This is a genomic window from Lentzea pudingi (assembly GCF_014646255.1).
Lineage (GTDB): Bacteria > Actinomycetota > Actinomycetes > Mycobacteriales > Pseudonocardiaceae > Lentzea > Lentzea pudingi.
In genome coordinates, this window is record NZ_BMNC01000007.1 from 210,463 (window position 1) to 235,538 (window position 25,076).

The 25,076-nt window shown below is 68.3% G+C and carries 28 protein-coding genes; 15 read left to right on the forward strand and 13 right to left on the reverse strand.

What is annotated here, in order from left to right; genetic code table 11:
• The first annotated feature begins 35 nt into the window (after positions 1 to 35).
• The 4 genes from IEY88_RS25885 (at position 36) to IEY88_RS25900 (ending at position 4,094) form a co-directional block, all read left to right on the forward strand.
• Positions 36 to 302, forward strand: a complete 267-nt coding sequence (locus IEY88_RS25885) for a DUF3311 domain-containing protein (RefSeq protein WP_189157431.1) — start codon at positions 36 to 38, stop codon at positions 300 to 302.
• On the forward strand, positions 302 to 1,936 hold the full coding sequence (gene mctP / locus IEY88_RS25890) for a monocarboxylate uptake permease MctP (protein WP_189157432.1): 1,635 nt from the start codon (positions 302 to 304) through the stop codon (positions 1,934 to 1,936). Before IEY88_RS25885 ends, mctP begins: the two co-directional genes overlap by 1 nt.
• A 71-nt stretch (positions 1,937 to 2,007) precedes the next feature.
• The gene (locus IEY88_RS25895; protein ID WP_189157433.1) at positions 2,008 to 3,255 is read left to right on the forward strand and encodes a pyroglutamyl-peptidase I; all 1,248 of its coding nucleotides are present in this window, start codon (positions 2,008 to 2,010) and stop codon (positions 3,253 to 3,255) included.
• On the forward strand, positions 3,252 to 4,094 hold the full coding sequence (locus IEY88_RS25900) for a septum formation family protein (protein WP_189157434.1): 843 nt from the start codon (positions 3,252 to 3,254) through the stop codon (positions 4,092 to 4,094). The genes IEY88_RS25895 and IEY88_RS25900 overlap by 4 nt, the downstream gene beginning before the upstream one ends.
• A 285-nt stretch (positions 4,095 to 4,379) precedes the next feature.
• Here IEY88_RS25900 and IEY88_RS25905 read toward each other — a convergent pair whose 3' ends face one another.
• From IEY88_RS25905 to IEY88_RS25915, 3 genes are all read right to left on the reverse strand, one after another.
• Complete coding sequence (locus IEY88_RS25905) at positions 4,380 to 4,589, reverse strand: hypothetical protein (RefSeq protein ID WP_189157435.1); 210 nt, start codon at positions 4,587 to 4,589, stop codon at positions 4,380 to 4,382.
• Positions 4,590 to 4,664: 75 nt separating this feature from the next.
• A complete protein-coding gene (locus IEY88_RS25910) occupies positions 4,665 to 6,476 on the reverse strand; it encodes a phosphoenolpyruvate carboxykinase (GTP) (RefSeq protein WP_189157436.1) in 1,812 nt (603 codons plus the stop codon).
• Positions 6,477 to 6,787: 311 nt separating this feature from the next.
• Entirely contained in the window at positions 6,788 to 7,474 is a 687-nt protein-coding gene (locus IEY88_RS25915; RefSeq protein WP_189157437.1) for a DUF6802 family protein, read from the reverse strand.
• Between the two features lie 99 nt (positions 7,475 to 7,573).
• Here IEY88_RS25915 and IEY88_RS25920 point away from each other — a divergent pair, with 99 nt between their 5' ends.
• Complete coding sequence (locus IEY88_RS25920; RefSeq protein WP_189157438.1) at positions 7,574 to 7,957, forward strand: Imm32 family immunity protein; 384 nt, start codon at positions 7,574 to 7,576, stop codon at positions 7,955 to 7,957.
• Here IEY88_RS25920 and IEY88_RS25925 read toward each other — a convergent pair.
• From IEY88_RS25925 to IEY88_RS25935, 3 genes are read right to left on the reverse strand one after another with little or no spacing between them, the layout of a single operon-like run.
• On the reverse strand, positions 7,954 to 9,774 hold the full coding sequence (locus IEY88_RS25925) for a dynamin family protein (RefSeq protein WP_189157439.1): 1,821 nt from the start codon (positions 9,772 to 9,774) through the stop codon (positions 7,954 to 7,956). The genes IEY88_RS25920 and IEY88_RS25925 overlap by 4 nt on opposite strands.
• Positions 9,771 to 10,136: a nucleotide exchange factor GrpE gene (grpE, locus tag IEY88_RS25930; protein ID WP_189157440.1), complete on the reverse strand. Its 366-nt coding sequence runs from the start codon at positions 10,134 to 10,136 to the stop codon at positions 9,771 to 9,773. The genes IEY88_RS25925 and grpE overlap by 4 nt, the downstream gene beginning before the upstream one ends.
• Positions 10,133 to 11,635, reverse strand: a complete 1,503-nt coding sequence (locus IEY88_RS25935; RefSeq protein ID WP_189157564.1) for a dynamin family protein — start codon at positions 11,633 to 11,635, stop codon at positions 10,133 to 10,135. The genes grpE and IEY88_RS25935 overlap by 4 nt, the downstream gene beginning before the upstream one ends.
• Before the next feature lie 54 nt (positions 11,636 to 11,689).
• On the opposite strand from IEY88_RS25935, the gene IEY88_RS25940 reads away from it, so the two are divergent.
• Positions 11,690 to 12,139 (forward strand): hypothetical protein, encoded by a 450-nt coding sequence (locus IEY88_RS25940; protein WP_189157441.1) that lies wholly within the window; start codon positions 11,690 to 11,692, stop codon positions 12,137 to 12,139.
• On the opposite strand, the gene IEY88_RS25945 is transcribed toward IEY88_RS25940, so the two are convergent.
• Positions 12,124 to 12,492 carry a GntR family transcriptional regulator gene (locus IEY88_RS25945; protein WP_189157442.1) on the reverse strand — a complete coding sequence of 123 codons (369 nt, stop codon included), beginning with the start codon at positions 12,490 to 12,492 and terminating at the stop codon, positions 12,124 to 12,126. The two genes, IEY88_RS25940 and IEY88_RS25945, sit on opposite strands and share 16 nt — an antisense overlap.
• The gene (locus tag IEY88_RS25950) at positions 12,489 to 13,157 is read right to left on the reverse strand and encodes a hypothetical protein (RefSeq protein ID WP_189157443.1); all 669 of its coding nucleotides are present in this window, start codon (positions 13,155 to 13,157) and stop codon (positions 12,489 to 12,491) included. Before IEY88_RS25950 ends, IEY88_RS25945 begins: the two co-directional genes overlap by 4 nt.
• A gap of 116 nt (positions 13,158 to 13,273) precedes the next feature.
• Here IEY88_RS25950 and IEY88_RS25955 point away from each other — a divergent pair, with 116 nt between their 5' ends.
• Positions 13,274 to 14,449 carry a sensor histidine kinase gene (locus IEY88_RS25955; protein ID WP_308426011.1) on the forward strand — a complete coding sequence of 392 codons (1,176 nt, stop codon included), beginning with the start codon at positions 13,274 to 13,276 and terminating at the stop codon, positions 14,447 to 14,449.
• 9 nt (positions 14,450 to 14,458) lie between these two features.
• Positions 14,459 to 15,115 (forward strand): response regulator, encoded by a 657-nt coding sequence (locus IEY88_RS25960; protein ID WP_089918409.1) that lies wholly within the window; start codon positions 14,459 to 14,461, stop codon positions 15,113 to 15,115.
• Here the strand turns inward: IEY88_RS25960 and IEY88_RS25965 are convergent.
• Genes IEY88_RS25965 through IEY88_RS25975 form a run of 3 tightly spaced genes read right to left on the reverse strand, consistent with a single transcriptional unit; the run spans position 15,112 to position 17,022 of the window.
• Complete coding sequence (locus IEY88_RS25965; RefSeq protein ID WP_189157444.1) at positions 15,112 to 16,032, reverse strand: SDR family oxidoreductase; 921 nt, start codon at positions 16,030 to 16,032, stop codon at positions 15,112 to 15,114. The genes IEY88_RS25960 and IEY88_RS25965 overlap by 4 nt on opposite strands.
• Positions 16,016 to 16,495 carry a pyridoxamine 5'-phosphate oxidase family protein gene (locus IEY88_RS25970; protein ID WP_189157445.1) on the reverse strand — a complete coding sequence of 160 codons (480 nt, stop codon included), beginning with the start codon at positions 16,493 to 16,495 and terminating at the stop codon, positions 16,016 to 16,018. Before IEY88_RS25970 ends, IEY88_RS25965 begins: the two co-directional genes overlap by 17 nt.
• On the reverse strand, positions 16,495 to 17,022 hold the full coding sequence (locus IEY88_RS25975) for a TetR/AcrR family transcriptional regulator (RefSeq protein ID WP_189157446.1): 528 nt from the start codon (positions 17,020 to 17,022) through the stop codon (positions 16,495 to 16,497). Before IEY88_RS25975 ends, IEY88_RS25970 begins: the two co-directional genes overlap by 1 nt.
• A gap of 48 nt (positions 17,023 to 17,070) precedes the next feature.
• On the opposite strand from IEY88_RS25975, the gene IEY88_RS25980 reads away from it, so the two are divergent.
• Positions 17,071 to 17,853: an HAD family hydrolase gene (locus tag IEY88_RS25980; protein ID WP_229693757.1), complete on the forward strand. Its 783-nt coding sequence runs from the start codon at positions 17,071 to 17,073 to the stop codon at positions 17,851 to 17,853.
• On the opposite strand, the gene IEY88_RS25985 is transcribed toward IEY88_RS25980, so the two are convergent.
• Entirely contained in the window at positions 17,850 to 18,284 is a 435-nt protein-coding gene (locus IEY88_RS25985; RefSeq protein WP_189157447.1) for a PPOX class F420-dependent oxidoreductase, read from the reverse strand. The genes IEY88_RS25980 and IEY88_RS25985 overlap by 4 nt on opposite strands.
• Positions 18,285 to 18,415: 131 nt before the next feature.
• Between IEY88_RS25985 and IEY88_RS25990 the strand changes: the two genes are divergently transcribed.
• From IEY88_RS25990 to IEY88_RS26000, 3 genes are all read left to right on the forward strand, one after another.
• Positions 18,416 to 19,327 carry an ABC transporter ATP-binding protein gene (locus tag IEY88_RS25990; protein ID WP_189157448.1) on the forward strand — a complete coding sequence of 304 codons (912 nt, stop codon included), beginning with the start codon at positions 18,416 to 18,418 and terminating at the stop codon, positions 19,325 to 19,327.
• A gap of 5 nt (positions 19,328 to 19,332) precedes the next feature.
• Positions 19,333 to 20,088 carry a hypothetical protein gene (locus IEY88_RS25995; protein WP_189157449.1) on the forward strand — a complete coding sequence of 252 codons (756 nt, stop codon included), beginning with the start codon at positions 19,333 to 19,335 and terminating at the stop codon, positions 20,086 to 20,088.
• Between the two features lie 93 nt (positions 20,089 to 20,181).
• Positions 20,182 to 21,084, forward strand: coding sequence for an ABC transporter ATP-binding protein (locus IEY88_RS26000; protein WP_189157450.1), 903 nt, complete (start codon positions 20,182 to 20,184; stop codon positions 21,082 to 21,084).
• Here the strand turns inward: IEY88_RS26000 and mycP are convergent.
• A complete protein-coding gene (gene mycP, locus IEY88_RS26005; protein WP_189157451.1) occupies positions 21,050 to 22,198 on the reverse strand; it encodes a type VII secretion-associated serine protease mycosin in 1,149 nt (382 codons plus the stop codon). The two genes, IEY88_RS26000 and mycP, sit on opposite strands and share 35 nt — an antisense overlap.
• A gap of 175 nt (positions 22,199 to 22,373) precedes the next feature.
• Here mycP and IEY88_RS26010 point away from each other — a divergent pair, with 175 nt between their 5' ends.
• The 3 genes from IEY88_RS26010 (at position 22,374) to IEY88_RS26020 (ending at position 24,817) form a co-directional block, all read left to right on the forward strand.
• Positions 22,374 to 22,865, forward strand: a complete 492-nt coding sequence (locus IEY88_RS26010; protein WP_229693758.1) for a hypothetical protein — start codon at positions 22,374 to 22,376, stop codon at positions 22,863 to 22,865.
• 68 nt (positions 22,866 to 22,933) lie between these two features.
• The gene (trmB, locus tag IEY88_RS26015) at positions 22,934 to 23,578 is read left to right on the forward strand and encodes a tRNA (guanosine(46)-N7)-methyltransferase TrmB (protein WP_229693779.1); all 645 of its coding nucleotides are present in this window, start codon (positions 22,934 to 22,936) and stop codon (positions 23,576 to 23,578) included.
• Between the two features lie 132 nt (positions 23,579 to 23,710).
• The gene (locus tag IEY88_RS26020) at positions 23,711 to 24,817 is read left to right on the forward strand and encodes a nitric oxide synthase oxygenase (RefSeq protein ID WP_229693759.1); all 1,107 of its coding nucleotides are present in this window, start codon (positions 23,711 to 23,713) and stop codon (positions 24,815 to 24,817) included.
• Positions 24,818 to 25,076: the final 259 nt, after the last annotated feature.

The window sequence follows — 25,076 nt, forward strand, 5'->3', positions numbered from 1 at the left end:
ACATCCGCGCAACACCGCGTACACGGAGGGCCACCATGCCGTCGGATCACAAGACCGGCTTGCGCTGGAGCAACTGGAACCTGCTGCTGATACTTCCGCTGTTCATGCTCATCACGCCGTGGTTCAACATGGACGAGCCCAGGATCTTCGGGTTGCCGTTCTTCTACTGGTACCAGTTCCTGTTCGTCCCGCTCGGCGTCGTGTGCGTCGGCCTCGTCTACGTCAAGACCAAGGACGAGCCCGTGGTCACCGGCAAGCCGGACAAGCTCGGCGTGGACGACCTGGACGAGGGAGCGAACTGATGCAGTGGACCGAGCTGATCGTTTTCAGCGCTCTCTTCCTGCTCGTCACGGTCATGGGCTTCCTGGCTGCGCGATGGCAGAAGGGCGACACCCTCGACCACCTCGACGAGTGGGGCCTCGGCGGCAGGAAGTTCGGCAGCTGGATCACGTGGTTCCTGGTCGGTGGCGACCTCTACACCGCGTACACCTTCGTCGCCGTGCCGGCGCTCATGTTCGGCGCGGGTGCGACCGGGTTCTTCGCGCTGCCGTACACGGTGATCCTCTACCCGCTCGTCTTCCTGCCGCTGGTGCGGATGTGGTCGGTCAGCCGCGTGCACGGCTACGTCACGCCCGCCGACTTCGTGAAGGGCCGTTACGGCTCGCACTGGCTGGCGCTGATCATCGCCATCACCGGCATCGTCGCGACCATGCCGTACATCGCGCTGCAGCTCGTCGGCCTCGAAGCGGTGCTGCGGTCCATGGGCCTCAACGGTTCCGGCATCCTCGGCCACCTGCCGCTGTTCATCGCGTTCCTGATCCTCGCTCTCTACACCTACCAGTCGGGCCTGCGGGCACCGGCGCTGATCGCGTTCGTCAAGGACATCCTGATCTACCTGGTGATCCTGGTGGCGATCATCTACCTGCCCGCGAAGTTCGGCGGCTGGGGCGAGATCTTCAACGACGCGCAGGCCAAGTTCGACGCGACGCCGAGCAAGACCGACGGCGTCCTGCTGACCGGTACGAACCAGCTGCAGTACGCCACGCTGGCCCTCGGGTCCGCGCTCGCGCTGTTCCTCTACCCGCACTCGCTGACCGGCATCCTCGCGAGCCGCGGCCGCAACGTCATCAAACGCAACATGGTCGCGCTGCCGGCGTACTCGCTGCTGCTCGGTCTGCTGGCACTGCTGGGCTTCGTCGCGATCAGCGCGGGCACCAAGCCGATCGTCAACCAGGCGACCGGCCGTCCCGACACCAACACGATCGTGCCCGAGCTCTTCGGCGCGAACTTCCCGTCGTGGTTCGCGGGCATCGCGTTCGCGGCCATCGGCATCGGCGCGCTGGTGCCGGCGGCGATCATGTCCATCGCGGCGGCGAACCTGTGGACGCGCAACGTCTACAAGGAGTACGTGAAGAAGAACGCCACCCCGGCGGAGGAGGCCAAACAGGCCAAGCTCGCCAGCCTCGTGGTGAAGTTCGGCGCCGTCGCGTTCATCGTGTTCATCGACCCGCAGTTCTCGATCGACCTGCAGCTCATGGGCGGCGTGATGATCCTGCAGACGCTGCCCGCGGTCGCGATCGCGCTCTACACGCGCTGGTTCCACGTCTACGCCCTGGTCGCCGGCTGGATCGCGGGCATGGGCTACGGCATGTGGCTGCTCTACAACATCGGCAACCCGGCCATCGGCAAGGCGCACTTCGCCGGTTCCGCGCTGCCGCTGGGCAAGATCTCGATCTTCGGCTGGCACCCGTTCGGTGAGTCGACGACGCAGATCTACGTCGGCATCCTCGCGCTGTTCGTGAACCTGCTCGTCGCGGTGATCGTCACGCTGATCGCCAAGAAGGCCAAGTGGTTCAACGGCACGGACCAGACCGATCCGTCCGACTACCACGTCGACGAGGACAACCCGAGGGTCAAGCCCATCGCCGCCCACTGAGACGAAGTCCGCAACACTATGGGCCACCTGCCGGTTACGGCGGGTGGCCCTTTGCGTTGAGGATCGATCACGTGAAAACCATCGCCGGACTGGTCGGGCTCACCGCGCTCGCCCTCACCCTGAGTCCCGCCGTCGCCCACGCGCAGGACGCGAACTGCTACGACACCTCCGTCCCGCTGACCGTCGAGGAGCAGCGGCTCGACGACACGCTCGTCACAAGCGGCCCCGCCGTCGGCCCGTCGCTCGTGCGGCTCGCCGGTTTCGACGGCCGCGTCACGGACTTCACCGCCAGGCTCTGCCGCCAGGTCGTGCCGAAGCAGGCACAGCAGTTCGTGGAACGCGAAGGCAACGCGCTGTGGAAGGCGGCCGTCGCCCGCGCCCAGAGCACAACACCCGTGACACACGACGCCTACGACGACCGCCCGCTCTACTGGGCACGACTGCAGCTCAGCTCCGCGCTGCGCCAGTGGAAGCCGCGGTTCGCGATCTCACCGGCCGACCGCGCGACGCTGATCCAGAAGTTCGACTGGGCCTCGCGCGGCCTGAGCGACTCGGCGTTCCCCAGCAGGCCCGGCGTGCGCAAGGTCGCCGTCACCGGCTTCGACCCGTTCCAGCTCACCGGCGTGAACGTGCGGCGCGCCAACCCGGCCGGTGCCGCGGCGTTGCAGCTCGACGGCCGTGAGATCTCCACGCCGACCGGCAAGGTCGTGCTGCAGGCCGCGGTGCTTCCCGTGCTGTGGGGCGGGTTCGACGAGGGTGTCGTCGAACGGTTCTACGGCTTGGCGTTGGAGCAGAAACCCGACGCGTTCGTGACGATCAGCCAGGGCAGGCCCGGCCGGTTCGACGTCGAACGGTGGGCGGCGCGCTGGCGCGGTGGCTTCGCGGACAACAACAACGTCAACTCGTACGGCAGCGTCCCGAACGCGGCGGGCTGGCCGCAGCCCGGGAACGAGTTCATCGAGACGACCCTGCCGTTCCAGAAGATGATCGACGCGGGCACCGGCCCGTTCGCGGTGAACTACAACCCGGCCTTCTGCGAGTGGGTCGTCGTCGGTTCGCAGCAGTCGTGCCGCACCGACCAGCCGACGCCGGGCAGGACCGCCGCGTCCGGTGGCGGCGGTGACTACCTCTCCAACGAGAGCATGTACCGGGCCAACCGGCTGCGAATCGGTTACGGCGCAACGAACGTCCTCGGCGGACATCTCCACACGCCGGTGCTCGGACAGCCCGCCGACCCGGCCGCGCTGACCGATCCGGCCTTCGAAAAGCAGCGTCGGGACATCGCCGATCAGGTGAAGGCCCTAGTCTCTGTGGTGTGACTCGTGTGCGGCTGGCGGTGGCAATTGTCCTGAGCGCGTTGACCCTGTCCGCGTGCGCGATCCAGGTGGGTGGCCAGGCGGTCCCCGGACCGTTGCCGTCCACTGCCTCCGCCTCCGCGCCCGCACTGCCGAAATCGGGGCAGTGCATGAACGCCTACGAGCTGAAGGTGCTGCAGTGCACCGAATCGCACGAGGCCGAGGTCATGAGCGTCGGTGAGCTCACCGGCCTGCCCACGACCTACCCGGACACGCAGGCGCTGCGCAAGGCCGCGCTCCCGCCGTGCCGCCAGACGCTCAGCGAGTACCTGGGCAGCGGCGACTCGGACTCGACGCGCCTGCGGGTCTGGGCGTTCTGGCCGAACGAGCAGGGCTGGAAGGACGGCCAGCGCTGGCGGCTGTGCACCGTCGTGGAGATCAGCCCGGACGAGAAGCCGCTGGCGCGCAAGGGTTCCGTGAGGGACGTGCTGAAGGGCAACGGCTTCGGCACCTTCCAGACCTGCACGCAGGGTTCGCCGTCGAAGGACCAGGAGGTCAAGGTCGTCGCCTGCACCACCGCGCACATGGCGGAGGCAGTGCCCGGCGGCGTCGTGTCGCTCGGCAAGTCGACCGACCCCGCTCCGTCCAAGGAGCAGATGAACTCGATCGCGACCGAGAAGTGCACCAAGGCCGTGCACGACTACCTGGGCTCGACCAAGCGCTCGGACGTGTTCCCGGCGTGGCGCAACCCGGGCTCCCAGGCCTGGTCAGAGGGATGGACCAACGCCGTCTGCTACGCGGAGGCCACCAAGACCTTCAACGGCACCCTCCTCGGCATCCGGGACAACCCGCTCCCGAACTGACCCGGCGATCACGACCATCAAAATGGCGGCCAGGGACAGCACGAGCATCGCGATTCCGGCGATTCCCACGGCACACCTCCCTCTCCGCCTCAGTGACGATCTTTGTGATCGTCATCACACATCTAAGACGTTCCCGGAAGGGGCCGGGTTCATTCCTGGAGCAAGACCGTTTCCATCAATTCGCTGACGGTCCCCAGGCTTGTCCACAGCTATCCACAACGTGTGCACAAAGCCGTCCACAACTGTGGACAACTTCGTCTCATGTGGACGATGAGCTGCGCTGACTCAGAGAAGATTGCTGCACAGGACCACTCCGGCGACCCCGCCGACCGCTAAACCGGCCAGGAACACGAGCGTGAAGCGCCACCACGGCGTGCGAGCCGGCGGGGCGGGCGGGACCGGGTAGTAGCGCACGATCCCGGTGGACGGTCCGACCTCCACATCACGCGTCGAACCGTCGAAGTTCAGCCCGCCGGGGAAGTCGTCCTGAGTCACACGACCAGTAGTACCCCAAGAAGAAGCCCCACCGGTCGCCGTTGACCGATGGGGCTTCGAAACACCTGGGACTGATCAGCCCAAGCGCTGCTTCAGGGCCGCCAGCTCGTCGCGGAGCGTGGTCGGGACCTTCTCGCCGATCTTCTCGAACCACTCCTCGACCAGCGGGATCTCGGCACGCCACTCGTCGGCGTCGAACGCGAGCGAGGCCTCGATGTCCTCACGCGACGCGTCCAGGCCCTCGAGGTCCAGGTCGGCCGCGGTCGGCACGTAGCCGATCGGGGTCTCCTGGGCGGCGGCCTTGCCCTCGAGGCGCTCGATGGCCCACTTCAGGACGCGCGAGTTCTCGCCGAACCCGGGCCACAGGAAGCGCTTGTCCTCACCGCGGCGGAACCAGTTGACGTAGAAGATCTTCGGCAGCTTGTCGGCGTCGGCGCGCTTGCCGAGGTCGACCCAGTGCTGGAAGTAGTCACCGGCGTTGTAGCCGATGAACGGCAGCATCGCCATCGGGTCGCGGCGCACGACACCGGTCTTGCCGACCGCGGCGGCCGTGGTCTCGGACGAGAGCGTGGCGCCCATGTAGGTGCCATGCTGCCAATCGCGGGACTCGGTGACCAGCGGGATCGTCGTGGCACGGCGGCCACCGAAGAAGATCGCCGAGATCGGGACGCCGTTCGGGTCCTCCCACTCCGGCGCCTTGATGTCGCACTGCTCGATCGGCGTGCAGTAACGGGAGTTCGGGTGCGCGGCCAGCTCGTCGCCGTCCGGCGTCCAGTCCTGGTGCTTCCACGAGGTCAGGTGGGCAGGGGCCTCGCCGATGCCCTCCCACCAGACGTCGCCGTCGTCGGTCAGCGCGACGTTCGTGAACAGCGAGTTGCCCTTGGCGATGGTGCGCATCGCGTTCGGGTTCGTGTGGTAGTCGGTGCCGGGCGCGACGCCGAAGAAGCCGTTCTCCGGGTTCACCGCGTACAGGCGGCCGTCCTCACCGAAACGCATCCAGGCGATGTCGTCGCCGAGCGTCTCGACCTTCCAGCCGGGGATGGTCGGCTCCAGCATGGCGAGGTTCGTCTTGCCACAGGCCGACGGGAACGCGGCGGCGATGTAGTACGCCTTGTTCTCCGGCGAGGTGAGCTTGAGGATCAGCATGTGCTCGGCGAGCCAGCCCTCGTCACGGGCCATCGCACTCGCGATGCGCAGCGAGAAGCACTTCTTGCCGAGCAGGGCGTTGCCGCCGTAGCCGGAGCCGAAGCTCCAGATCTCGCGGGTCTCCGGGAAGTGCGAGATGTACTTGGTCGTGTTGCACGGCCACTGCACGTCTTCCTGGCCGGGCTCCAGCGGAGCGCCGAGGGAGTGCAGCGCGGGGACGTACGGAGCGTCCTCACCGAACAGGTTCAGCGCCTTGGTGCCCATGCGGGTCATGATGTGCATGGAGACGACGACGTACTCCGAGTCGGTGATCTCGACACCGAGCATCGGCTTCTCCGCGTCCAGCGGGCCCATGCAGAACGGGATGACGTACATCGTGCGACCACGCATGCAGCCCCGGTAGAGCTCGGTCATGATGGCCTTCATCTCCGAAGGGTCCATCCAGTTGTTCGTCGCGCCCGAGTCCTCCTCGCGCACCGAACAGATGTACGTGCGCTCTTCCACCCGCGCGACGTCGCTGGGGTCCGAGGCCGCCCAGAACGAGTTGGGCTTCTTCTTCAGCGGCACGAACGTGCCGGCGTCGACGAGCTTCTTCGTGAGACGGTCCCATTCGCCCTGAGACCCGTCAGCCCAAACAACCTCGTCGGGGCAGGTCAGCTCAGCGACTTCCTGAACCCATGCGAGCAGCTGCGCGTGGTTGGTAGGTGCCTGTTCGAGACCGGGAATGGTCACTGCCGTCATCTCGTCTCGTCTCCTGACTGAACGCCTCGGCAACCCGAGCACGTGGTGGTCCGGTGCAGGACTGCGTCGTCCTCGGGAATAGCTCACGACGCCCGGTGGGGCCGGGCGTACGTGGAAGGGGATGGACCGAGGTTAGCCCGGTGAATGGCAGGTAAAGCACCCCCAGCCTGTCGCTTCCCTCACAAAACCGATTCTGTAATCGATTCAGCACTCGGACGGCGTTAAGGCGGGCTTGAGGTGGGAAAAACACAAGAGGCCCCGGTGCGGTTCTCACCACACCGGGGCCTGTGACCTGCGCTTCAGTTCTGCGATCAGTTCGGGCTGATCCACTGCCCCGTCGTGGAATCGATTCGGACGACTCCGTCGAACCGTTCTTCCTCGAGCCAGTCGTCCGAGTCGTCCAGAATGCCGCTCTTCGAGTCCGTCACGTACCGGCCGTCGGCCTCGATGTGCCCGTGCTCGACCTCGACCCAGTCGTCACCGCGGTGTTCCGACATCGTGACCTCGCCGGATCGTGTGATCTCGGTCGCCACGTCGGCCTTGCCGTCGCCGTTCGAGTCCGTGAACAACCACGTGTCACCGGCGTCGTCCCGGACGACCGCGGTGTCCGCCTTGCCGTCTCCGTCGGTGTCCTCGGTCGCCCGCCCGACGTTTCGTTCGCCATCGCCGGTGTCAACGACAATCGCCTGAGTGGGCGAGGAATTCGTCTTTTCCTGCCGCGAGTCGTTCGGGTCGACGGCGACCCACTCACCGGAATTCTCCTCGAACCGGGCCTGGCTCAGGAGATTGCCGTCCTTGTCGAACGTGCTCATCAGATCGGCGTCACCGTCGCCGTTCGTGTCGGTGAACGCGAGATGGCCACCGTCATCGGTCTCGACGACGGCGGAGTCGTTCACGCCGTCCCGGTCGAGGTCGAAGGTGACGTCGGCGGTGTACTCCTCATCCTCGACGGTGACCTTCAGCTCGGCGTCGGCCGCACCGTTCTCGTCGATGTACACCGGGACACACCTCCTACTTGCTCATGTACCGGTATGACCCACGTTATGCCGGTTTGGTTCCGTCGCCAACCTCGCGCCGGTCGACCTGGGGAGAACGCCATGAACGACCTGCCGGAAATCAGCTACGCGGCGAAGACGAACGAGTGCGAGATCGCGGGGTCCACCACCTGCTTCGAGCGGATCGCCGATCTGATCGACTCGGGCACCGGCCGGATCGCCGCAGCGGTGCACGACCCCGCGCCCTACGACGCCGCGCCGGCGAAGTTGACGGTGCGCCGAACGGAAGGGCTGGTCAGGGTGCTGGTGAGCGACGACGAGGTCGTCATCGAGGGCGGCGCCGAGTCGCTGGCCGTTCTCGCGGACAGCCTGCGCGGGCCGGTCGACCTCGTGAACGGCTCCTACCACGTGCACATCGAGTACTTCCCCGACCACTTCTACCTCGCCGAGGACTCGCATCCGCTGGTCGTGCGGTGGGTGGCCTAGGCGCGGTCGCGGACCGAACGGATGCGGCCCAGTAGCTCCTCCGCCTTCGACCGCCCCTGCTCCACCTCGGCGAGCTGACGGGTCGCGGACTGCAGTTCGCGGCCCCGTTCGCCGGCCTCCATGCGCAGCGCGCGGTCGACCTCGCGCAGCTCCGCCTCGATGGCCTCGATGCGCTTGGCCAAGGCCTCGTCCAGAGCGAGCGACAGGGCCTGTTCGGCCTCGATCAGCTGTTCGGCGGCCAGTTGGTCCACTGTGGAGCGGGCGTCCGCGATGGCGTCGGAGAGCCACTGCTTGACGTGCTGCTTTTCTGCCGTGTGGGTGCGGGTGCGGGCCATCCACCAGCCTGCGCCCAGGCCCAGTGCGATGGTGACGGGCAGGACGATCGGGTTCAGCGCGGCTATGCCGAGGCCGGCCAGCGGCATGACGGCGAGCTTGCCCGCGCCCAGGCCGCCGGAGACGCCCATGAAGACCAGCAGCTTGTCTTCGGCTGTCGGTGGGCGCTTTTCCTTGGGGCGCAGGATGACCGGGGGTTGTTCGCCCCGTGCGAACTGGCCTCGGATCAGGGTCAGTTCTTCCTGGCTGAACAGGGTGGCCAGCACCGCGTCGGTCACCTGGGAGAGGCGTGCGGACAGGGCTGTGGAGATGCGGCCCGACACGACCTGCAGTGCCGTGTCGACCTGTTGGGGCAGTGCGGCCAGGGCCGTGCGGTCGGCCGCGTCGATGGCCTGGCGGTACCAGGTCTGCAGGTCGCGCATTTGGCGGGAGATCTCGTGGGAGTTCTCGATGCGGGCGCGTTGGACCTCGCCGCGCAGGCGGACCTGCCAGCCGCGCGTCGAGGAACGGCGTTCGGTCTGGAGTTCTTCGCGGCGGGCGCGCAGGACGGCGGCCTCGTCCTCGCCCACGGACAGGGCGCGCTTCTCGTGTTCGAGGCGGATTTCCAGTTCGGCCAGGACTGTCGTCAACGCGCGCAGGGCGTTGGCCTCGGCGAGCATGCCGGCGCGTCCCGTGACGAGTTCCTGCAGGGCGGTCTGCAGAAATGAGATGCCGGAGCGTTCGCGGAGCATCGAGGCCGCGTCCGGGTTCGGGGCCTGGGCGGCCATGCCGAACATGCGGGACGACACCGGGTACCAGGTGGCGTCGGCGAAACGGGGGGCGTGTTCGGCGAGCAAGGCCTGGTTCGCGTCGAGGACCTGGCGCCAGCCCCGGTACTGGTCGGTCTTGGTCAGCGCGAAGACGACGGTCTCGACGCGGTCGCCCACGCGCTTGAGGAAGTCCAGCTCACCGCGGGTGAACGGCGACGAGGCGTCCACGACGAAGATCAGGGCGGTGGCGGAGGTGACGGCTTCGAGCGCCAGTTCGCCGTGCACGGACTCCAGGCCGCCGACGCCGGGGGTGTCCACGACGGACATCCGTTCCAGCAACGGGATCGGCGCGTCGACCTCGACGTAGCGCGGGGGCAGCTCGCCCTCGGGCAGGTCGTGGGCGGCGGAGACCCAGTTGATCAGCGCGGGCAGCGGGAAGCTGACCGGCGCGAGCAGGCCGGGGTAGCAGGCGCGGGCCGCCCAGGACGGGCCGTGCTGGAAGACGAGGTAGGTCGAGGTGGCCACGTCGGCGTCGACCGGCGAGAGTCCCGGGGCCGACAGCAGAGCGTTGACCAGCGACGACTTGCCGCGGTTCGTCTCGCCGACGATCACGACCGACGACACCTCCGGCGCCGCTCGCCGCGTCACCCAGTCAGCCATCGACGGGTCGAGCTCGCGTACGAGAGAGGTGAGACGTTCGCGCGTCTGCCGGACCGTCTGCGAGAGGTTGCTCATCGGGCCGTGTAGACCGTCACGATCGGAGCCCGCAGCACGCGGCCGCGGTCGCAGAAGCCGGGTACCTCGGTCTCGGCGACCAGGCCCTGCAGCGCCAGGTCGTCGGTCGGCACGGCGCCACCGGCCTCGTGCCGCGACGGGTCGAACCGCTCGCCGTCCACCCTCAGCGCCGTGACGCCGATGGACGACAGGCCTTCCTCGATGCGTTCGACCACGCCCGCACTGGCGCGGTCCAGCGCGTACAGGCACAGCTGGACCAGCGCGCGGCGTTCGGCCAGCGCCTGGTCGAGCAGCTCGTCGGCAATGGTCTCCACACCGTCGTCCGACGCCAGCCCGGTGTGTTCGGTTCCGTTCACGCTCATCGGTGCCCCCCAGCACGTAGTTGCTGCCAGATGAGGAAATACGCCCGGTGGACGACGTGCGCCACCCGAGCCTGCGCGGGAGTCGCGCCGAAGGAGGCGAACGAACGCCACCACCCGGCCCGTTCCAGCGCGAACGCCACCAGCTCCGCACCCGGCCTGCCCGGCATGCCCAGCTGGGCGGCGACGTCCGGGGTGCTGCCGACGCGCAGCACCTCCTCCGTCAGGTCCGGGGCCAGGGTGACGGCGCCGGACGAGACCAGCGTCAACGCCTCCAGCAGCCGCAGCTGATGGGCCTCGGGACGGGCCAGCAGGAGTTCGATCGCGTCGTGCACGCGCTGCCGTTCGCCGGCATCACCCGCGGCCAGCGACGTGACGGAGGCCAGCGCGGCGGCGGCCTTGATGCCGTCGGCACGTGCCCGGAAGACCGCGTCCAACCGGCCTCGGACCTCGGCGAACCCGGACGCGTCGAACAGCACCCGCCGCAACGCGCCGGCGGGCAACGCGGGTTCGGCGTCCAACGCCTCCAGCGCGCGGCCGATGCCGTAGAGGTCGAGCTTCTCCAGCAACCGGGAGCGCACACCGGCCGCCACGTCGCACTCCCACGACGTGAAGAGGTCGCCGGACATCAGCATCATCGTGCGGGTGTCCGCGTCCAGCGCCGCCAAGGCCCGCAACGCCTCCGCGTCCGCCGACGTGAACTCACCGGTCTCCGCGGACTCGGCGAGCAGGCTGATCACCGGCAGCACGTCGGCCACCCTCGGCTTGAGCAATTCGGCCTGCTTCGCCGCGAGGATCTGCGCGGCCCGCCAGACGTCACCCTCCGAGCCCTCGACGGTCTCCGGCGCGACGGCGTCGACCTTGTTCAGCGCGGCGATGGCGTTGACCGGGCCTGCCTCGCGGGACGCGGTCGCGGCGGAGAAAGCGGCCAACGTCGAATGGTCGTCCGCGCGCACGCCCTGCGTCACGACGTAGAGAACGGCTTCCGCGCCGGCGACCGCGTTGCGCGACACGGGATCCAGCAGTTCCTCGGTGCGTGCGACCGACGCCGCGTCCAGCGAACCGAGCCCTGGCGTGTCGATGACGGTGATGTCGCGCAGCACGGCGTTCGTCAGGTACGCCTCGATGTGCGAGACGCCTTCAACACCAAGAGAAGCGGGGATCATGCCGTTGGCGTCGAACGGCAGCACCTGCCGTCTGCCGTCGCGCAGCACCACTTCGATGCGGTCGACCGTGCCGTACTGGTAGCGCGTCACGAGCCGCGTGCACTCGCCGATGTCGGTGGGCGCGACCCGGCGTCCGATCAACGCGTTCACCAACGTCGACTTGCCGGACTTGATCCGGCCGGCGACCGCGACCTGCAACGGCGCGTGCAGGCGGCGCAGCACCTCCTGGAAACCGGCGGCGGTCTGCGGCGAGACCTGGGGTTGCAGGGCAGCGCACAGGTTGGCCACCGCCGCGCACAGCGGACCGGCCAGTTGTTGTCCCTGCAACGCCGTCACGAGCACTGATCGTGCCACGGTTTGTGTGCGTGCGTGCGCGGGTAGCCACAGCTCATGGGTGACAGCTACGTGACGTTCCTAGTGCTGGGGATCGTCCTGGTCGTGGTCGACGGCCAGCTGATCTACCACAGCGGCAAGGGATACCTGAGGCGCGCTGCGTACGACGACGAGCAGGCCGGCGGCATGATGAAGCTGACGGCTGTGCTCTTCCACCTCGTCGTGCTCGGCCTGCTCGCGCTGGTGTCGATCATCGAGGTCGAGACCGGTAGCGCGGTGAAGAACGTGGTCGTCAAGCTGGGCATCGTGCTGCTGCTCCTGGCACTGGCCCACGGCGCGACGATGGCGATCCTGGCCAGGATTCGGGATCGTCAGATGCAGCAGCAACTCGCTGACCAGATGGCCGAGGAACACCGCATCTACGAGGAACGGCAAGAGGAACGTCAGGCTCACATCGGCGAACCGCGACCCGCACCCAAGATCGAGTCGCCTTACTCACCCAAGTAATGGGCTCGCACGGCGTTCAGCGTCTCCCCCTCGCTGGCGCCGAGTGACCGAGCGATGGCGACGAACTCCGCCGCGGCGGCGGAGAGCGGGTCCGGTGCATGCGAAGGCAGGGCAGCCACCACGGTGCCCTGCCTTCGTCCTGTCGTGATCACGCCCGAGGTCTCCAGCTCCCGGTAGGCCCGCGCGACGGTGCCGGCGGCGAGCCCGAGGTCGGCGGCGAGCTGCCGGATCGTCGGCAGGCGGGACCCGACCGGGAGCACCCCGCCGTTGATCAACCGGACGAGCTGGTCCCGGACCTGGCGCCACGGCGGGACACCGTTCTCGACGTCGACGACGATCCGGGGAGCGCTCACCGCACAATCTTCTTGGACACGACGTTCGTGTTGGCCATCAGGACCCACGCGACGATGCCGGCTAACAGGAATCCGCCGCCGATGAGCGCACCGACCATGGCCGCGCCGATGCCCGCCGACACGTGCACGCTGCGGGTGCGCAGCGCCCGGTCGACCTCCTCGTCCCCGTCCGCCGGACGGGCGACCGCCGCCCACATGACCGTCGCGACCGCGGCGACCGACACGACGAACACCGGCAACTGCTCGATCTCGAGCCTCACGAGCAGCCAGCCCAGCCCGAACAGCACGATCACCGCGTACGCGCCCAGCACGTACTGCGAGCCGATGTCGAACAGGCCGCGCGGGGTGAGCGAGGCGACCCGCTGACGGCCCTCGCGCGGCAGCGACAACGCGATCAGCTCCGCCAGCAAGGTGCCCCCGAGCACGACCGCCGCGAACGACCCGACGCCGCGGCCGCTCGCGAACGGCACGAACGACAGGCCGACGAAGAGCCACGGGTAGTGCAGCCGCCGGCGCTTCAGGTACCGGACCGCGTCGTCGATCTGCGCCGGCGTCGGATCGGACACCTTCCAGCTCTTCAGCAAGCGCTTGCCGGTCGACCGCGTGGGCCACAGGGCGACCAGCAGCACCAACCCGACCCCAGCGGCCCACAGGACGTCGTACATGGCGAACCCCCGAACTTTGTATCAACCCCTCGACACAATAACTCACACTGAAGTCGTACGCGGCGTCAACCCGTGGCGCGACGCGAGGGAGTTCGATCCGCACCTAATCTTGTCCGGTGCGGAGGTTCAGCCTGTGGATGAAGGCTCACCCGGCGTTCGGGGACTCCCTGATCGCCGGCATTCTGCTGATCTTCGACATGGGCTTCGGGGTCGCGGGGATCGACCGCGGGGTGTCGTTCTCGGCATTCCTCGCGGTGACCCTGCTGATGGTCGGGCCGGTGCCCTTCCGCAGGTACCACCCGCTCGGCACCAGCTACCTGATCCTCGGTGGCGCGTTCCTGCAGCTGTTCACGCATGGCGGCTCCGACGGCATCCCCGTGCGCATGTCCGACTTCGCGCTGGCCATCGCGCTCTACACGCTGGTCGCGTACACGAACCGCAAGACGGCGCTGATCTACTCGGGCTGGCTGCTGGCCGGCACGTTGCTCTGGGCGATCTTCCAGGTCGGCGAGATCCAGGCCGTGTTCCTGGTGTTCTTCGTGTTCATGATCTTCGGCTTCAGCTGGGCCATGGGCGAGTTCATCGGCGCCCGCCGCGCCTACCAGCGGGAGATGGAACAGCGCCTGCTCCTGCTGGAGACCGAGCGCGACCAGCAGGCCAAGATCGCGGTGGGCGAGGAGCGGTCCCGGATAGCTCGTGAACTGCACGACGTCGTCGCGCACGCGGTGAGCGTGATGATCGTCCACGCCGACGGCGCCGCGTACACGATCAGGTCCCAGCCCGAGGTGGCCGAGAACGCGGTCCGCACGATCGCCGACACCGGCCGCCTGGCGCTGACCGAGATGCGCCGCCTGCTGGGTGTTCTGCGTAGCGAGGACGCCGAGACGCAGTGGGCTCCGCAGCCCGACGCACGGGGTGTGGTCGAGCTGGCCGAGAACACCCGCGCGGCCGGGGTCCCGGTGCGCCTGGAGATCAACGGCGACGTGGACGACCTCCCCGTCGGCGTCGGCCTGAGCATCTACCGGATCGTGCAGGAAGCACTGACGAACATCATCAAGCACGCTGGAGCGGGCACGACCGCCCTGGTCCGCCTCGCGCGCACGCCGGAGGAGCTGCGGCTCGAAGTGATCGACAACGGCTTCGGCACCCCCCACGACGTGGTCAAGGTGTCGGGCGGCAACGGACTGATCGGCATGAGGGAAAGGGCAGCGGTGCTGGGCGGGGAGTTCGAGGCGGGCCCCAATCCAGGCGGGGGCTGGCGCGTGCGCGCGACATTCCCGCTCGCCGCATAGGGTGATCGAGTGATTCGGGTGCTGCTGGTCGACGACCAGGAACTCATGCGCATGGGCTTCCGCATGGTGCTGGGCGCGCAGGAGGACATCGACGTGATCGGCGAGGCCGCGGACGGCCTCGACGCCGTGCAGATGGCCGACAAGCTGCGTCCCGACGTCGTGCTGATGGACGTGCGCATGCCCGTGATGGACGGCGTGGAGGCGACCAAGCGGATCGCCGAGGCCGACACCGCGAAGGTGCTGGTCATGACGACGTTCGACATGGACGAGTACGCGTTGTCGGCGCTGCGCAACGGCGCCAGCGGGTTCCTGCTGAAGGACACCCCGCCGTCCGACCTCGTGTCGGCCCTGCGCGCGGTGGCCTCGGGTGACGCGGTGGTCTCGCCATCGGTGACCAAGCGGCTGCTGGGCCGGTTCCTCGGCGACGGCGGCGGTGAGCTGCGGGACGCCTCGATGCTCGACGTGCTGACCGAACGCGAGCGCGAGGTGCTCGTGCTGATCGCGAAGGGCCTGTCGAACACCGAGATCGCCCGCAAGCTCTTCCTGTCGGAGGCGACGGTGAAGACGCACGTCGGGCGGATCCTCGCGAAGCTGGAGCTGCGAGACCGGGTGCAGGCCGTGGTGCTGGCCTACGAGACCGGTCTCGTCCGCCCCGGCGACGCCTAGCGGTACTTCTCCGGGTCAGCGTCGACCGTCTGGCCCGCCATCCGCGGCTTCACGACGTCGTCCCACCAGTGGCCCCAGTCGGGCTGCGAGCCGTCGAGGTCGGTGAACCCGTACTCGCGCTTGAGCTTCCACGACGACAGGCACTGGCCCGAGAACCGCCGGCGGTCCTTGTCGGCCGCGAGGTGCACGATGCCGCGGCCGAGGTAGTGCGGCGTCTCGGACAACGCGTAGTCCGGCACCTTCTCGATCGCGTCACGCCAATTCGCCTCCGTGACGCCGAAGCCCTCCAGCATCTGCTCGGACCGCAGGAACCCCGGAGTGGCCGCCAGCGCCGTCACGTTCGGGTGGTCCTTCAGGTCCTTGGCCAGCACCTCGCCGAACCGCCGCACGGTGTTCTTCACCGCGTCGTACGGGAGGTTCACGAAGTACGCCTCGCCGTCTTCTCCGTCGGTCACCTCGACCACGAGGCCGTCGTCGGACCTCAACAGGATCGGCATCAGCTTGTGGATGGCGATCAGGTGCGTCTCGACGCCGTTGCGCCACATGTGCAGCTGCTTGTCGAGGTCGTGCTCCCAGAACTTGCCCCACTCGACGAGGTTCTCGCCACCCCAGGCGTTGTCGATGAAGATGTCGAGCCGGTCGATCCGCGCGGCCAGAGCGTCCACATCGGACGGATTCGTGAGGTCGCACCGGACGGCGATGCCCTTGCCACCGGCCGCGTCAACCAGCTCGGCGGTCTCCTCGATCGTCTCCGACCGCCCGATCTCGGACTGCTGCTCCCGCGTGGTCCGGCCGGCGACGAACACGGTCGCTCCTGCCGCTCCGAGCTCCACTGCGATCGCTCGTCCCGCACCGCGCGTGGCGCCGGTGACGACCGCGACCTTCCCGCTCAGATCAGGGTTACTTCTTGACGACACGGTGAGTTCCCCTTCCCTCGTGCCAAGAGAGGACGACCATCCCGTCGCCCTCGACGACGAGCTGCACGACCTCGGTGACGTCGAACCGGAACAGGTCGATCTCCTCCGGCTTCGGTCGCCACTCCGTGCGCTCGAACAGCTCGTCCAGGTAGGTCTCCTTGTCCGTCCAGAACTCGGCGGTGCCGCTGATCTTCGCGTCCCCCGCCTCCGTCATGGACGCGGTCGTGGTCATGCAGTGCAGCGCGAACCTCGGGTCGCGCCGCAAGTCCTTCGACTTCAACGAGTTCAGCATCATGCCCGCCCACACCTCACCGCGCGTGAAGTCCGGTTCCACGCCGCTGATGCGCGGCGAGCCGTCCTTGCGCAGCGTCGCGAGCAACGCGTGCCGGTCCGCGGCGAACCGGCTCTCCACGAACGCGGCCATTTCCGGCTGTTCCGCCGTGAACTCCGCCCAGGTGGCCATCAACGCATCCCTTCCAGCACCAGATCGATGTCCTCGGACATGCGGGCCAGCAGGTCGCCGCGCGGGCGTACCGACCAGTCCATCGAGATCCCGTACACCAGCGCGGCGAGCACGCGGGCCGCGTTCGGCGGCAGGTCCTCGGCCGCACACAGGACCTCCAGCTCCTCCTCCAGCGCCGCGTAGTGCAGCGCCAGCAACGCGCGCAGTTCCGGGTCGATCAGGTCGACCCCGAGCTGCGCCAAGTTGTTCGTGGCGACCTCCGGGTCGTTGAGGCGGTCGAACCACATCATCAGCGCGGCCCGGACGCTTCCCGCCTCGCGCATCCGGCGCACGACCTCTTCGGTGCCCGCCTTCGTGAGCGCCTGCAGCAGGCCGCTCTTGGACCCGAACCGCTTCGCCACCGCCCCCACCGACACCCCGGCCTCCGCCGCCACGTCCGCGACGGTGAACTCCGGCCCGCGACGGTCGATGACGGCCTCGACGGCGTTCAGGATCCGTTCGTCGGTGATGGTGCGAGGTCGTGCCACGCCATTAGTGAACCACAGTTCACTAACCTTCGCCTAGGGTGATGCCGCGTGACCTGGAGACCGCGAATGATCGCGCTGGACATCGACGGAACCCTGACCCCGGTCGGCTCGAACGAGATCCCGCCCGCCGTGAAGGCGGCCGTCACCCGTGCCGCCGACCACGGCGCCCACGTCGTGCTGTGCACCGGCCGCAGCCTCATCGGGATCACCGCGGTCGCCGCGCAACTGCCCGTCTCGTACGCCGTGTGCTCGAACGGCGCCGTGTGGTGGGACCCTGCGACCTCGTCGGTGACCAGGCGGACGACGTTCGATCCCGGTCCGACCATCAAGACGCTGCAGGCGCTGCTGCCGAACTCGGTGTTCGCCGTGGAGAAGACCGGCGTCGGCAGCCTGTCGCTCGGCGAGTTCCTGCCGGGTGACCTGTGGGGCGAGACGAGGCAGGTGACGTTCGAGGAGATGGCGGTGCCCACCCCGCGGCTGGTCATGCGCTGGCTCGGCCACACGCCGGCCGAGCTGTCGTTCGCCGTGCGGGAGCTGGAACTGCCGGGCGTCGAGTGGAACGTCGACCACACCGAGGCGTGGCTGACCGCGGTGCCGCCCAACGTCTCGAAGGGCACGGCGCTGGACGAGCTCAGCGCCTCGCTGGGCATCAGCCCGCAGGACGCGCTCGCGATCGGGGACGGCTCGAACGACGTCGAGATGCTGACGTGGGCCGGGCTCGGGGTCGCGATGGGACAGGCACCGGCACACGTCCAGGCGGTCGCGGACGAGGTGGCGCCGACCGTGCTGGAGGACGGCGCCGCCCAGGCGCTGAACCGCTTCTTCCCCTAGTCCGACACGTTCTGCTTGGCGACGACCTTGTCGATCTTCACCCGGACCACCATCTCGCCGGGTACGCCGTTGCGTTCGGCGTAGGCGTCGGCCTGGTCGTCGCCCATGTACCGCGCGGCCGTGCGGCCTGCCCAGTACTTGAGCTGCTCGGCGTCCTCGTCCACCACGGCCTGGCCGGTGATCGTGACGAAGTTGAACGGCGGCGTCTCGTCGTCGAAGCACAGGGCCACGCGGCCGTCGCGCAGGATCGACTTGCCCTTGATCGTGTCGCGGGCGGTCAGGAAGACCAGATCCGGTCCGTCGAGGTCCACCCAGACCGGGGCGACGTGCGGTGAGCCGTCCTTGCGGGTGACGGCGAGCTTGGCGGTGCGGGCGGGTTTGGCCAGGACGAACTCGCGCCACCAGCCGTCGGGCGCCTCCGTGTATCCCATGTGGCTCATTCAACTACGACGGAGGTAGCGGCACCCGGCGACGGAAGTTGACGCGGACCGCAGACCGCAGGTCGATGTGCGCGCACCCCTCGGAGCGTCAGAGTGATCCCATCACCGAGAGGGGAAAGCCCATGATCGAGGCAATCGGCCTCACCAAGAGATACGGCAGGACGGTCGCGGTCGACGACCTGTCGTTCACCGTCCAACCTGGACGGGTGACCGGATTCCTCGGTCCGAACGGCGCCGGCAAGTCGACCACGATGCGGATGATCCTGGGGCTCGACCGTCCGACGGCAGGCCGCGTGCTGATCGACGGGAAGCCCTACACCGAGCTCAACCGTCCACTGCAGACGGTCGGAGCGCTGCTCGACGCCAAGTGGGTTCACCCGAACCGCTCCGCCCGCGCTCACCTGCGTTGGCTCGCCAAGTCCAACAACCTGCCCGGGAACCGTGTGGACCAGGTCCTCGAGGCCGTCGGCCTCACGCAGGTCGCGGGCAAGAACGCCGGTGGGTTCTCGCTCGGCATGTCGCAGCGGCTGGGGATCGCCGCGGCACTGCTGGGTGACCCGAAGGTGCTGCTGTTCGACGAGCCGGTCAACGGCCTGGACCCCGAGGGCATCCTCTGGATCCGCACGTTCATGCAGAACCTCGCCGCCGAGGGCCGCACGGTCCTGGTGTCGAGCCACCTGCTGTCGGAGATGGCCGTGACGGCCAGCGAGCTCATCGTGATCGGCCGGGGGAAGCTGATCACGCAGAGCAGCACGCAGGAGTTCATCGACAGCGCGACGGGCAACACGGTTCTCGTGCGCAGCCCTCAGTTGTTCAAGCTCGGCCCGTTGCTCGTCGACAAGGGCTTCACGGTTCGTGACGGTGCGGACGGCTCGTTCTCCGTATCGGGTGCGACCAGCGACCAGATCGGGGACATCGCCGCTGCGAACGGTGTCGTCCTGCACGAGCTGAGCCCCCAGCGCGGTTCGCTCGAAGAGGCGTTCATGCAGCTGACCGGCGATGCTGTCGAGTACCACGCAGAGATCGGGAAGTGAGTCTGATGACCCTGTTGGCAGTTGAGAGAATCAAGCTCTTCTCGACCCGCTCGCCGTACTGGTGCAGCGCGCTCGCCCTGGTCCTCGGTGTCGGACTCACCGCGATCATCGCGGCCTCGACCGACAACGGCCAGCTGACCCTCGGCGTCACGCAGTTCGGCAGCAGCCAGCTCGCGCTGTCCGTCGTGCTGGTGATGGCGGCCCTCGCGGTCACGACCGAGTACCGCTTCAGCACGATCCGCGCCACGTTCCTCGCGGTGCCGAACCGGACGTCCGCGCTGCTCGCGAAGACCGTCGTGGTGGCGTTCATCGCCGGTGTCCTCGGCGAGATCATCGCGTTCGGCTCGGTGGGCATCGCGAAGGTGCTGTCGCCCGCCTCCGACCTCGCGATCAACACGAGCGGCGAGTGGCGGCACGTGGCGGGCGTCGGCCTGCTCTACGGCATCGGCGCGATCCTCGCGATCGCGGTCGGCATCCTGGTCCGCCAGACCGCCGGCGCCGTCGCGATCCTGCTGGTCTGGAACATGCTGCTGGAGCAGCTGATCGGGATCATCCCGAAGGCCGGCGTCAAGATCCAGGCGTGGCTGCCGTTCATGAACGCCAACCACTTCCTGCAGCTCGGCGGCGACAACGCGGCCGAACAGGCCGGTGCGGGCATCGACTTCAAGCTGAGCCAGTGGGGTTCGCTCGGCTACTTCGCCGGAGTCGCGGTCGCACTCCTGGTGGTCGCACTGATCGTCGCGAAGCGGCGGGACGCGTGACCTGTTCCGAATAAAGGGGGAGAGGGACCTGGGTCATCCGTCGGGGGGTGACCCAGGTCCCTGTCAGTTTCTTCGAGCGCACCGGGAGAGGCCATGATCGAAGCAGTCCGCCTGCAGAAGCACTACGGCAAGACCAAGGCCGTCGACGACCTGTCGTTCACCGTCCGGCCGGGGCGCGTGACCGGGTTCCTCGGACCGAACGGCGCCGGCAAGTCCACGACCATGCGGATGATCCTCGGCCTCGACACCCCCACGGGCGGCGACGTCACGATCGACGGGAAGCACTACGCCCAGCTCAGCCAGCCGCTGCGCAAGGTCGGCGCGCTGCTCGACGCGAAGTGGGTGCACCCCAACCGTTCCGCGCGCTCGCACCTCAAGTGGCTCGCGGTCTCCAACAGGATCCCGGTCAGCCGGGTGAAGGAGGTGCTGGAGATCGTCGGCCTCACCGAGGTCGCGCACAAGAACGCGGGCGGGTTCTCGCTCGGCATGTCCCAGCGGCTCGGCATCGCGGGCGCACTGCTCGGCGACCCCGAGGTGCTGCTGTTCGACGAGCCGGTCAACGGCCTCGACCCCGAGGGCATCCTCTGGATCCGGCAGTTCATGCACCGGCTCGCGGAGGAGGGCCGCACGGTGTTCGTGTCGAGCCACCTGCTGTCGGAGATGGCGCAGACCGCGCAGGACCTCATCGTCATCGGCAAGGGTCAGTTGATCGCGCAGACCTCGACCGAGCAGTTCATCGCCGACGCCACCCAGGACACGGTCCGGGTGCGGTCACCGCACGCCGCGAAGCTGCGGGAGATCCTCGCCGCGCACGCGACGGTCACGGACGACTCGGTGAGCGGAAGCCTGGTGGTGCACGGCATCCCTGCCCAGCAGATCGGTGAGCTCGCCGCGGAGAACCAGATCGTGCTGCACGAGCTCAGCCCTCAGCGCGGTTCGCTGGAGGAGGCCTTCATGCAGCTCACCAAGGAGTCGGTGGAGTACCACGCTCATTGAGAACGGGCTTGGGGCGCCGTGACCTGATGGCGGGCAGCACGATCAGCAGTGCGGTCATCAGCGCGGTGCCGCCCGAGACGGCGGCGATGAAGGGCAGCCGGTCGGACAGGTCGGCCGGCTGCTCGGACCGCTGCGCCGCGGCGGTCGGAGCCGGTTGGGTCGTCACCGGTTTCGGCGGCGGCAGCAGCGGGTTGCGTTCCACCGGCGGGAGCTGCGCGGTGAGCGCGCCCATCGGGTTGACCACGCCGAACCCGGTCGTCGTGTCCCTGCCCGGTTCCGCGATGTCGGTCGCGGTCTTGACCAGTGCGTTGACGACGTCCTTCGCGACCATGTCCGGGTGCTTGGCGCGCACCAGCGCGGCGACCCCGGACACGATCGCCGACGCCGCGCTCGTGCCGTCCATCTCGGCGTAACCGCTGGGGTAGACGCTTTCCGGCGCGACCGTCACGATGCCGACCGCCGGAGCCGAGAGCACCGTGTCCGCGCCGACGTTCGACGACGCCCACGGCTTGCCGTCCTTGGTCGTGCCCGCGACCGCGATCACGCCGTTGATGTTGGCGGGCGCGGAGACCTCCTTGCCCTCGTTGCCGGTGGCGGCGACGAGGACGACGTCCTTCTCGATCGCGTAGTTCACGGCTTTGACCAGCGTCGGCGTCATCGAGCTGGAGAAGCCCAGCGACATGTTGACGACCTTGGCGCCGTGGTCGGCCGCCCACCTGATGCTCTCCGCGACGACGTCGAGCCCGAACTGCTCCTTCTCGTCGGCGCTGGCGATCGGCAGGATCTTGGCGCCGGGGGCAATGCCCAGCGCGCCGCCGCTCCGGCCGGTCGCGGCGATGATTCCTGCCATCCCGGTGCCGTGACCGTCGGTGTCGGTCGTCCCGTCGGTGCCCTTGGACCTGCCGAAACCCGCTCCGGGCAGGACCTGGCCGGCGAGGTCGGGGTGCTTCGCGTCGACACCGGAGTCGATCACCGCCACGATCACGCCGTCCCCGCGGGCCTGGGCCTGCGCCGAGTAGACGTCGAGCGCGTCGAGGTGCCACTCCTGCTCCTCGATCGACTGCGCGGCGAGCAGCAGCGGCAGCACGACGGCGAGCGCGGGGAGCAGGGGCACGTCAGCTACATCGTGTTTCCAGGTCACAGCGCAACGTGCCTGGCATCACACGTTGCGTAAGAGAGCTGTTAACAACCCGTGAAAAGCCGCATTCTGGACATCCTCGGCGTTTGAATTCACGTTCAATTGGGTTATCCCAGTGTCGGAGGTGCCAGTGACGGTTCATGTCGAAGCAATGCTGAGCCTTGAGTGGTCTGACGCGCTCGAAGTTCCGAACACCCCTGACCTGGCCGGTTCGCCGGCGGAGGTCCGTCGTTCCTGGGTCGACCAGGCGGATGAGCAGCAGGTTCTGACCACCTACCGGGCCGCGAACGCGGCCGGGAACGCCCCCGGGCCGTGGTGGCTGCGGGCTCTCGACCGCGGCAAGCTGCGGTCACGTGCCGAAGGTCACGCCGTGGAAGACGCGGTGACGGAGCTGCTCGCGGCCCGTCCCGGCTGGGTCTTCGTGCCGTGGGTCGACTACGGCGAGATCGGGTACTGGGAGTACGTGCCGTCGGAGAGCGGCGTCTACGGGCCCGCCACCCCGACGACCGTGCAGTTCACCGACTCGCACCGCGGGTTCATCCACCTCGTTCCGGCGCACCGCGGGGCCGGCCGGCCCCAGCCGATCGACTTCACCGTCGACGACCTGCGTGCTCAGATCGAGGACATCGAACTGATTGCCTAGAATGTCCCGTCGTGACCAGGCCTGAGTTCCCCCGTTCCATCGTCAGCTTCGTCCAGCGCGGCGAGCGCATGACCGTGGGCCAGGAACGTGCCTGGGACACGTACTGGGAGAAGATGGGCAACGACGTGAAGTCGTTGCCCGAGGGGCCCCTGGACTTCGACTCGTGGTTCGGCCGTTCCGCGCCCGTGCTGCTGGAGATCGGTTCGGGCATGGGCGAGACCACCTCCCAGCTCGTCGCCGCCGCGCCCGAGCTCAACTACGTCGCCGCCGAGGTCTACAAGCCCGGCCTCGCCCAGTTGCTGCTCCGCGCCGAGCACCTCGGCGGTCTCGACAACCTGCGCGTCCTGCGCGGTGACGCCGTCGTCCTGCTGACCGACCACATCGCTCCCGCGTCGTTGCACGGCGTGCGGATCTTCTTCCCGGACCCGTGGCCGAAGAAGAAGCACCACAAGCGCCGGCTCGTGCAGCCGGAGTTCGTGTCCCTGATCGCGTCGCGGCTGGAGCCGGGTGGCGTGCTGCACCTCGCGACGGACTGGGAGAACTACGCCGACCAGATGCTCGAGGTCTGTTCCGGCGAGCGGCTGCTGACCAACGTGTACGACGGCTGGGCGCCGCGGCCGGACTGGCGGCCCGTCACGAAGTTCGAGCAGCGCGCGGTGAACGAGGATCGGGTGTCGCACGACCTGATGTTCCGGCGGAACGACCTCACCTGATCGAGGTCTCAAGCCGATCGAGTGAACACCGGGCGTCTACCGTTCACTCGACGGAGTGGTGGGTGTTGATCACCCGAAATGCCCCGAGTGGCAGTGACGCGTGAGGCTGTTCCGGGCTTAGCGTCTCGCTGCGTGACCCCCGACGTCCTCCCCGTCGCGGAGGAGTTCGTCCGCATGTTCCACGCGGCGCACTCCGACGCAGGCTCGCTGACCGCCCGCATCGCCCAGGTGCGCGCCGAGATCACCGAGACCGGAACCTACCGCCACACCACCAACGAACTCGCGTACGGCGCGCGGATCGCGTTGCGCGACTCGGGCTGGTGCACCTCTGGCGTGCCTTGGCGCCGCCTGAAAGTCCGCGACCTGCGCGGCTACCGCAACGCCGCCGCCGTTGCCGGCGAGTGCGTCGAGCACCTGCGGCTCGCGACCAACGGAGGTGAGATCCGGCCGCTGGTAACGGTTTTCGCGCCGGACGCACCCGGCACGCCCGGTCCGGTGATCTGGAACGAGCAGCTGATCCGGTACGCCGGGTACTCCGACGGCATGGGGGACAGGCGGTACACCCAGTTCACCGAAACCATGCAGGGCATGGGGTGGCGTCCGCCGGTGCGGCGCTCACGCTTCGACCTGCTGCCGTTGGTGGTGGAGACGCAGCACGAGGGACCGAGGCTGTTCACGCTGCCGTCCGAGATCGTGCACGAAGTTCCTTTGGAGCACCCGACTCTGCCGTGGTTCGGCGAGATGGGCCTGCGCTGGCACGCGGTTCCGGTCATCTCGAACATGCGGCTGTCGATCGGTGGCGTGAACTACCCCGCCGCGCCGTTCAACTCGTGGTTCGTCGGCGCCGAGATCGGCACGCGGTCACTGGCTGAGGAAGGTGCTTACGGTGTGGCACGTGAGGTTGCCGAAGCGCTGGGTTTGGACACCTCGTCCGAACGCACGCTGTGGCGGGACTTCGCGACCGTTCACCTGAACGCTGCAGTTCTGCACTCGTTCGACAAGGCGGCCGTCACCATCACGGACCACCACGCGGAAGCGTTGCACCGGCTCGCCTGGCTGCGTTCGCGCCAACGGCCTTCGGTCGCACGCCCGGCTTTCCGGCTCGACACCGCAGCCGCGGCGCGCGCACGGAACGGTTCTCCGGCGCGCTTCACGGCCGCGTTGGACGAAACTCGCCCTCAACCGACGAGCAGGCTGGCGGAACTTCTCCGCCAGCAACATTCCCTGACCAGCGTCTGACTTCCCCATCACACGCTGGTGCGGCGACTAGTGCTTCGAGTCGATCATCACGCCGGACAGGGCCATCAGCGCCAGGACCAACAGACCGACCACCGCGGCGGCCCAAGTGAACACAACTGACAACATGGCGTCCTCCGTTTCAGTACTCCCGCTCCTCCAGAGTCCGTTACCGCGCCGTCATCCGGCATCCGCCGTGAGGGTGTTTCCGCAGGTCGTCCCCTCAGCCTTCTGGCTGATGCCGGGGTAGCCCCCGGTCGGA

Coding starts and splice junctions, on each gene's coding strand:
- IEY88_RS25885 (WP_189157431.1), top strand. CDS start 36: ATGCCGTCGGATCACAAGACCGGCTTGCGCTGGAGCAACTGGAACCTG.
- mctP (WP_189157432.1), top strand. CDS start 302: ATGCAGTGGACCGAGCTGATCGTTTTCAGCGCTCTCTTCCTGCTCGTC.
- IEY88_RS25910 (WP_189157436.1), bottom strand. CDS start 6,476: ATGACGGCAGTGACCATTCCCGGTCTCGAACAGGCACCTACCAACCAC.
- IEY88_RS25920 (WP_189157438.1), top strand. CDS start 7,574: ATGAACGACCTGCCGGAAATCAGCTACGCGGCGAAGACGAACGAGTGC.
- IEY88_RS25925 (WP_189157439.1), bottom strand. CDS start 9,774: ATGAGCAACCTCTCGCAGACGGTCCGGCAGACGCGCGAACGTCTCACC.
- grpE (WP_189157440.1), bottom strand. CDS start 10,136: ATGAGCGTGAACGGAACCGAACACACCGGGCTGGCGTCGGACGACGGT.
- IEY88_RS25940 (WP_189157441.1), top strand. CDS start 11,690: ATGGGTGACAGCTACGTGACGTTCCTAGTGCTGGGGATCGTCCTGGTC.
- IEY88_RS25950 (WP_189157443.1), bottom strand. CDS start 13,157: ATGTACGACGTCCTGTGGGCCGCTGGGGTCGGGTTGGTGCTGCTGGTC.
- IEY88_RS25970 (WP_189157445.1), bottom strand. CDS start 16,495: ATGGCCACCTGGGCGGAGTTCACGGCGGAACAGCCGGAAATGGCCGCG.
- IEY88_RS25985 (WP_189157447.1), bottom strand. CDS start 18,284: ATGGGATACACGGAGGCGCCCGACGGCTGGTGGCGCGAGTTCGTCCTG.
- IEY88_RS25990 (WP_189157448.1), top strand. CDS start 18,416: ATGATCGAGGCAATCGGCCTCACCAAGAGATACGGCAGGACGGTCGCG.
- IEY88_RS25995 (WP_189157449.1), top strand. CDS start 19,333: ATGACCCTGTTGGCAGTTGAGAGAATCAAGCTCTTCTCGACCCGCTCG.
- IEY88_RS26000 (WP_189157450.1), top strand. CDS start 20,182: ATGATCGAAGCAGTCCGCCTGCAGAAGCACTACGGCAAGACCAAGGCC.
- IEY88_RS26010 (WP_229693758.1), top strand. CDS start 22,374: ATGCTGAGCCTTGAGTGGTCTGACGCGCTCGAAGTTCCGAACACCCCT.
- trmB (WP_229693779.1), top strand. CDS start 22,934: ATGACCGTGGGCCAGGAACGTGCCTGGGACACGTACTGGGAGAAGATG.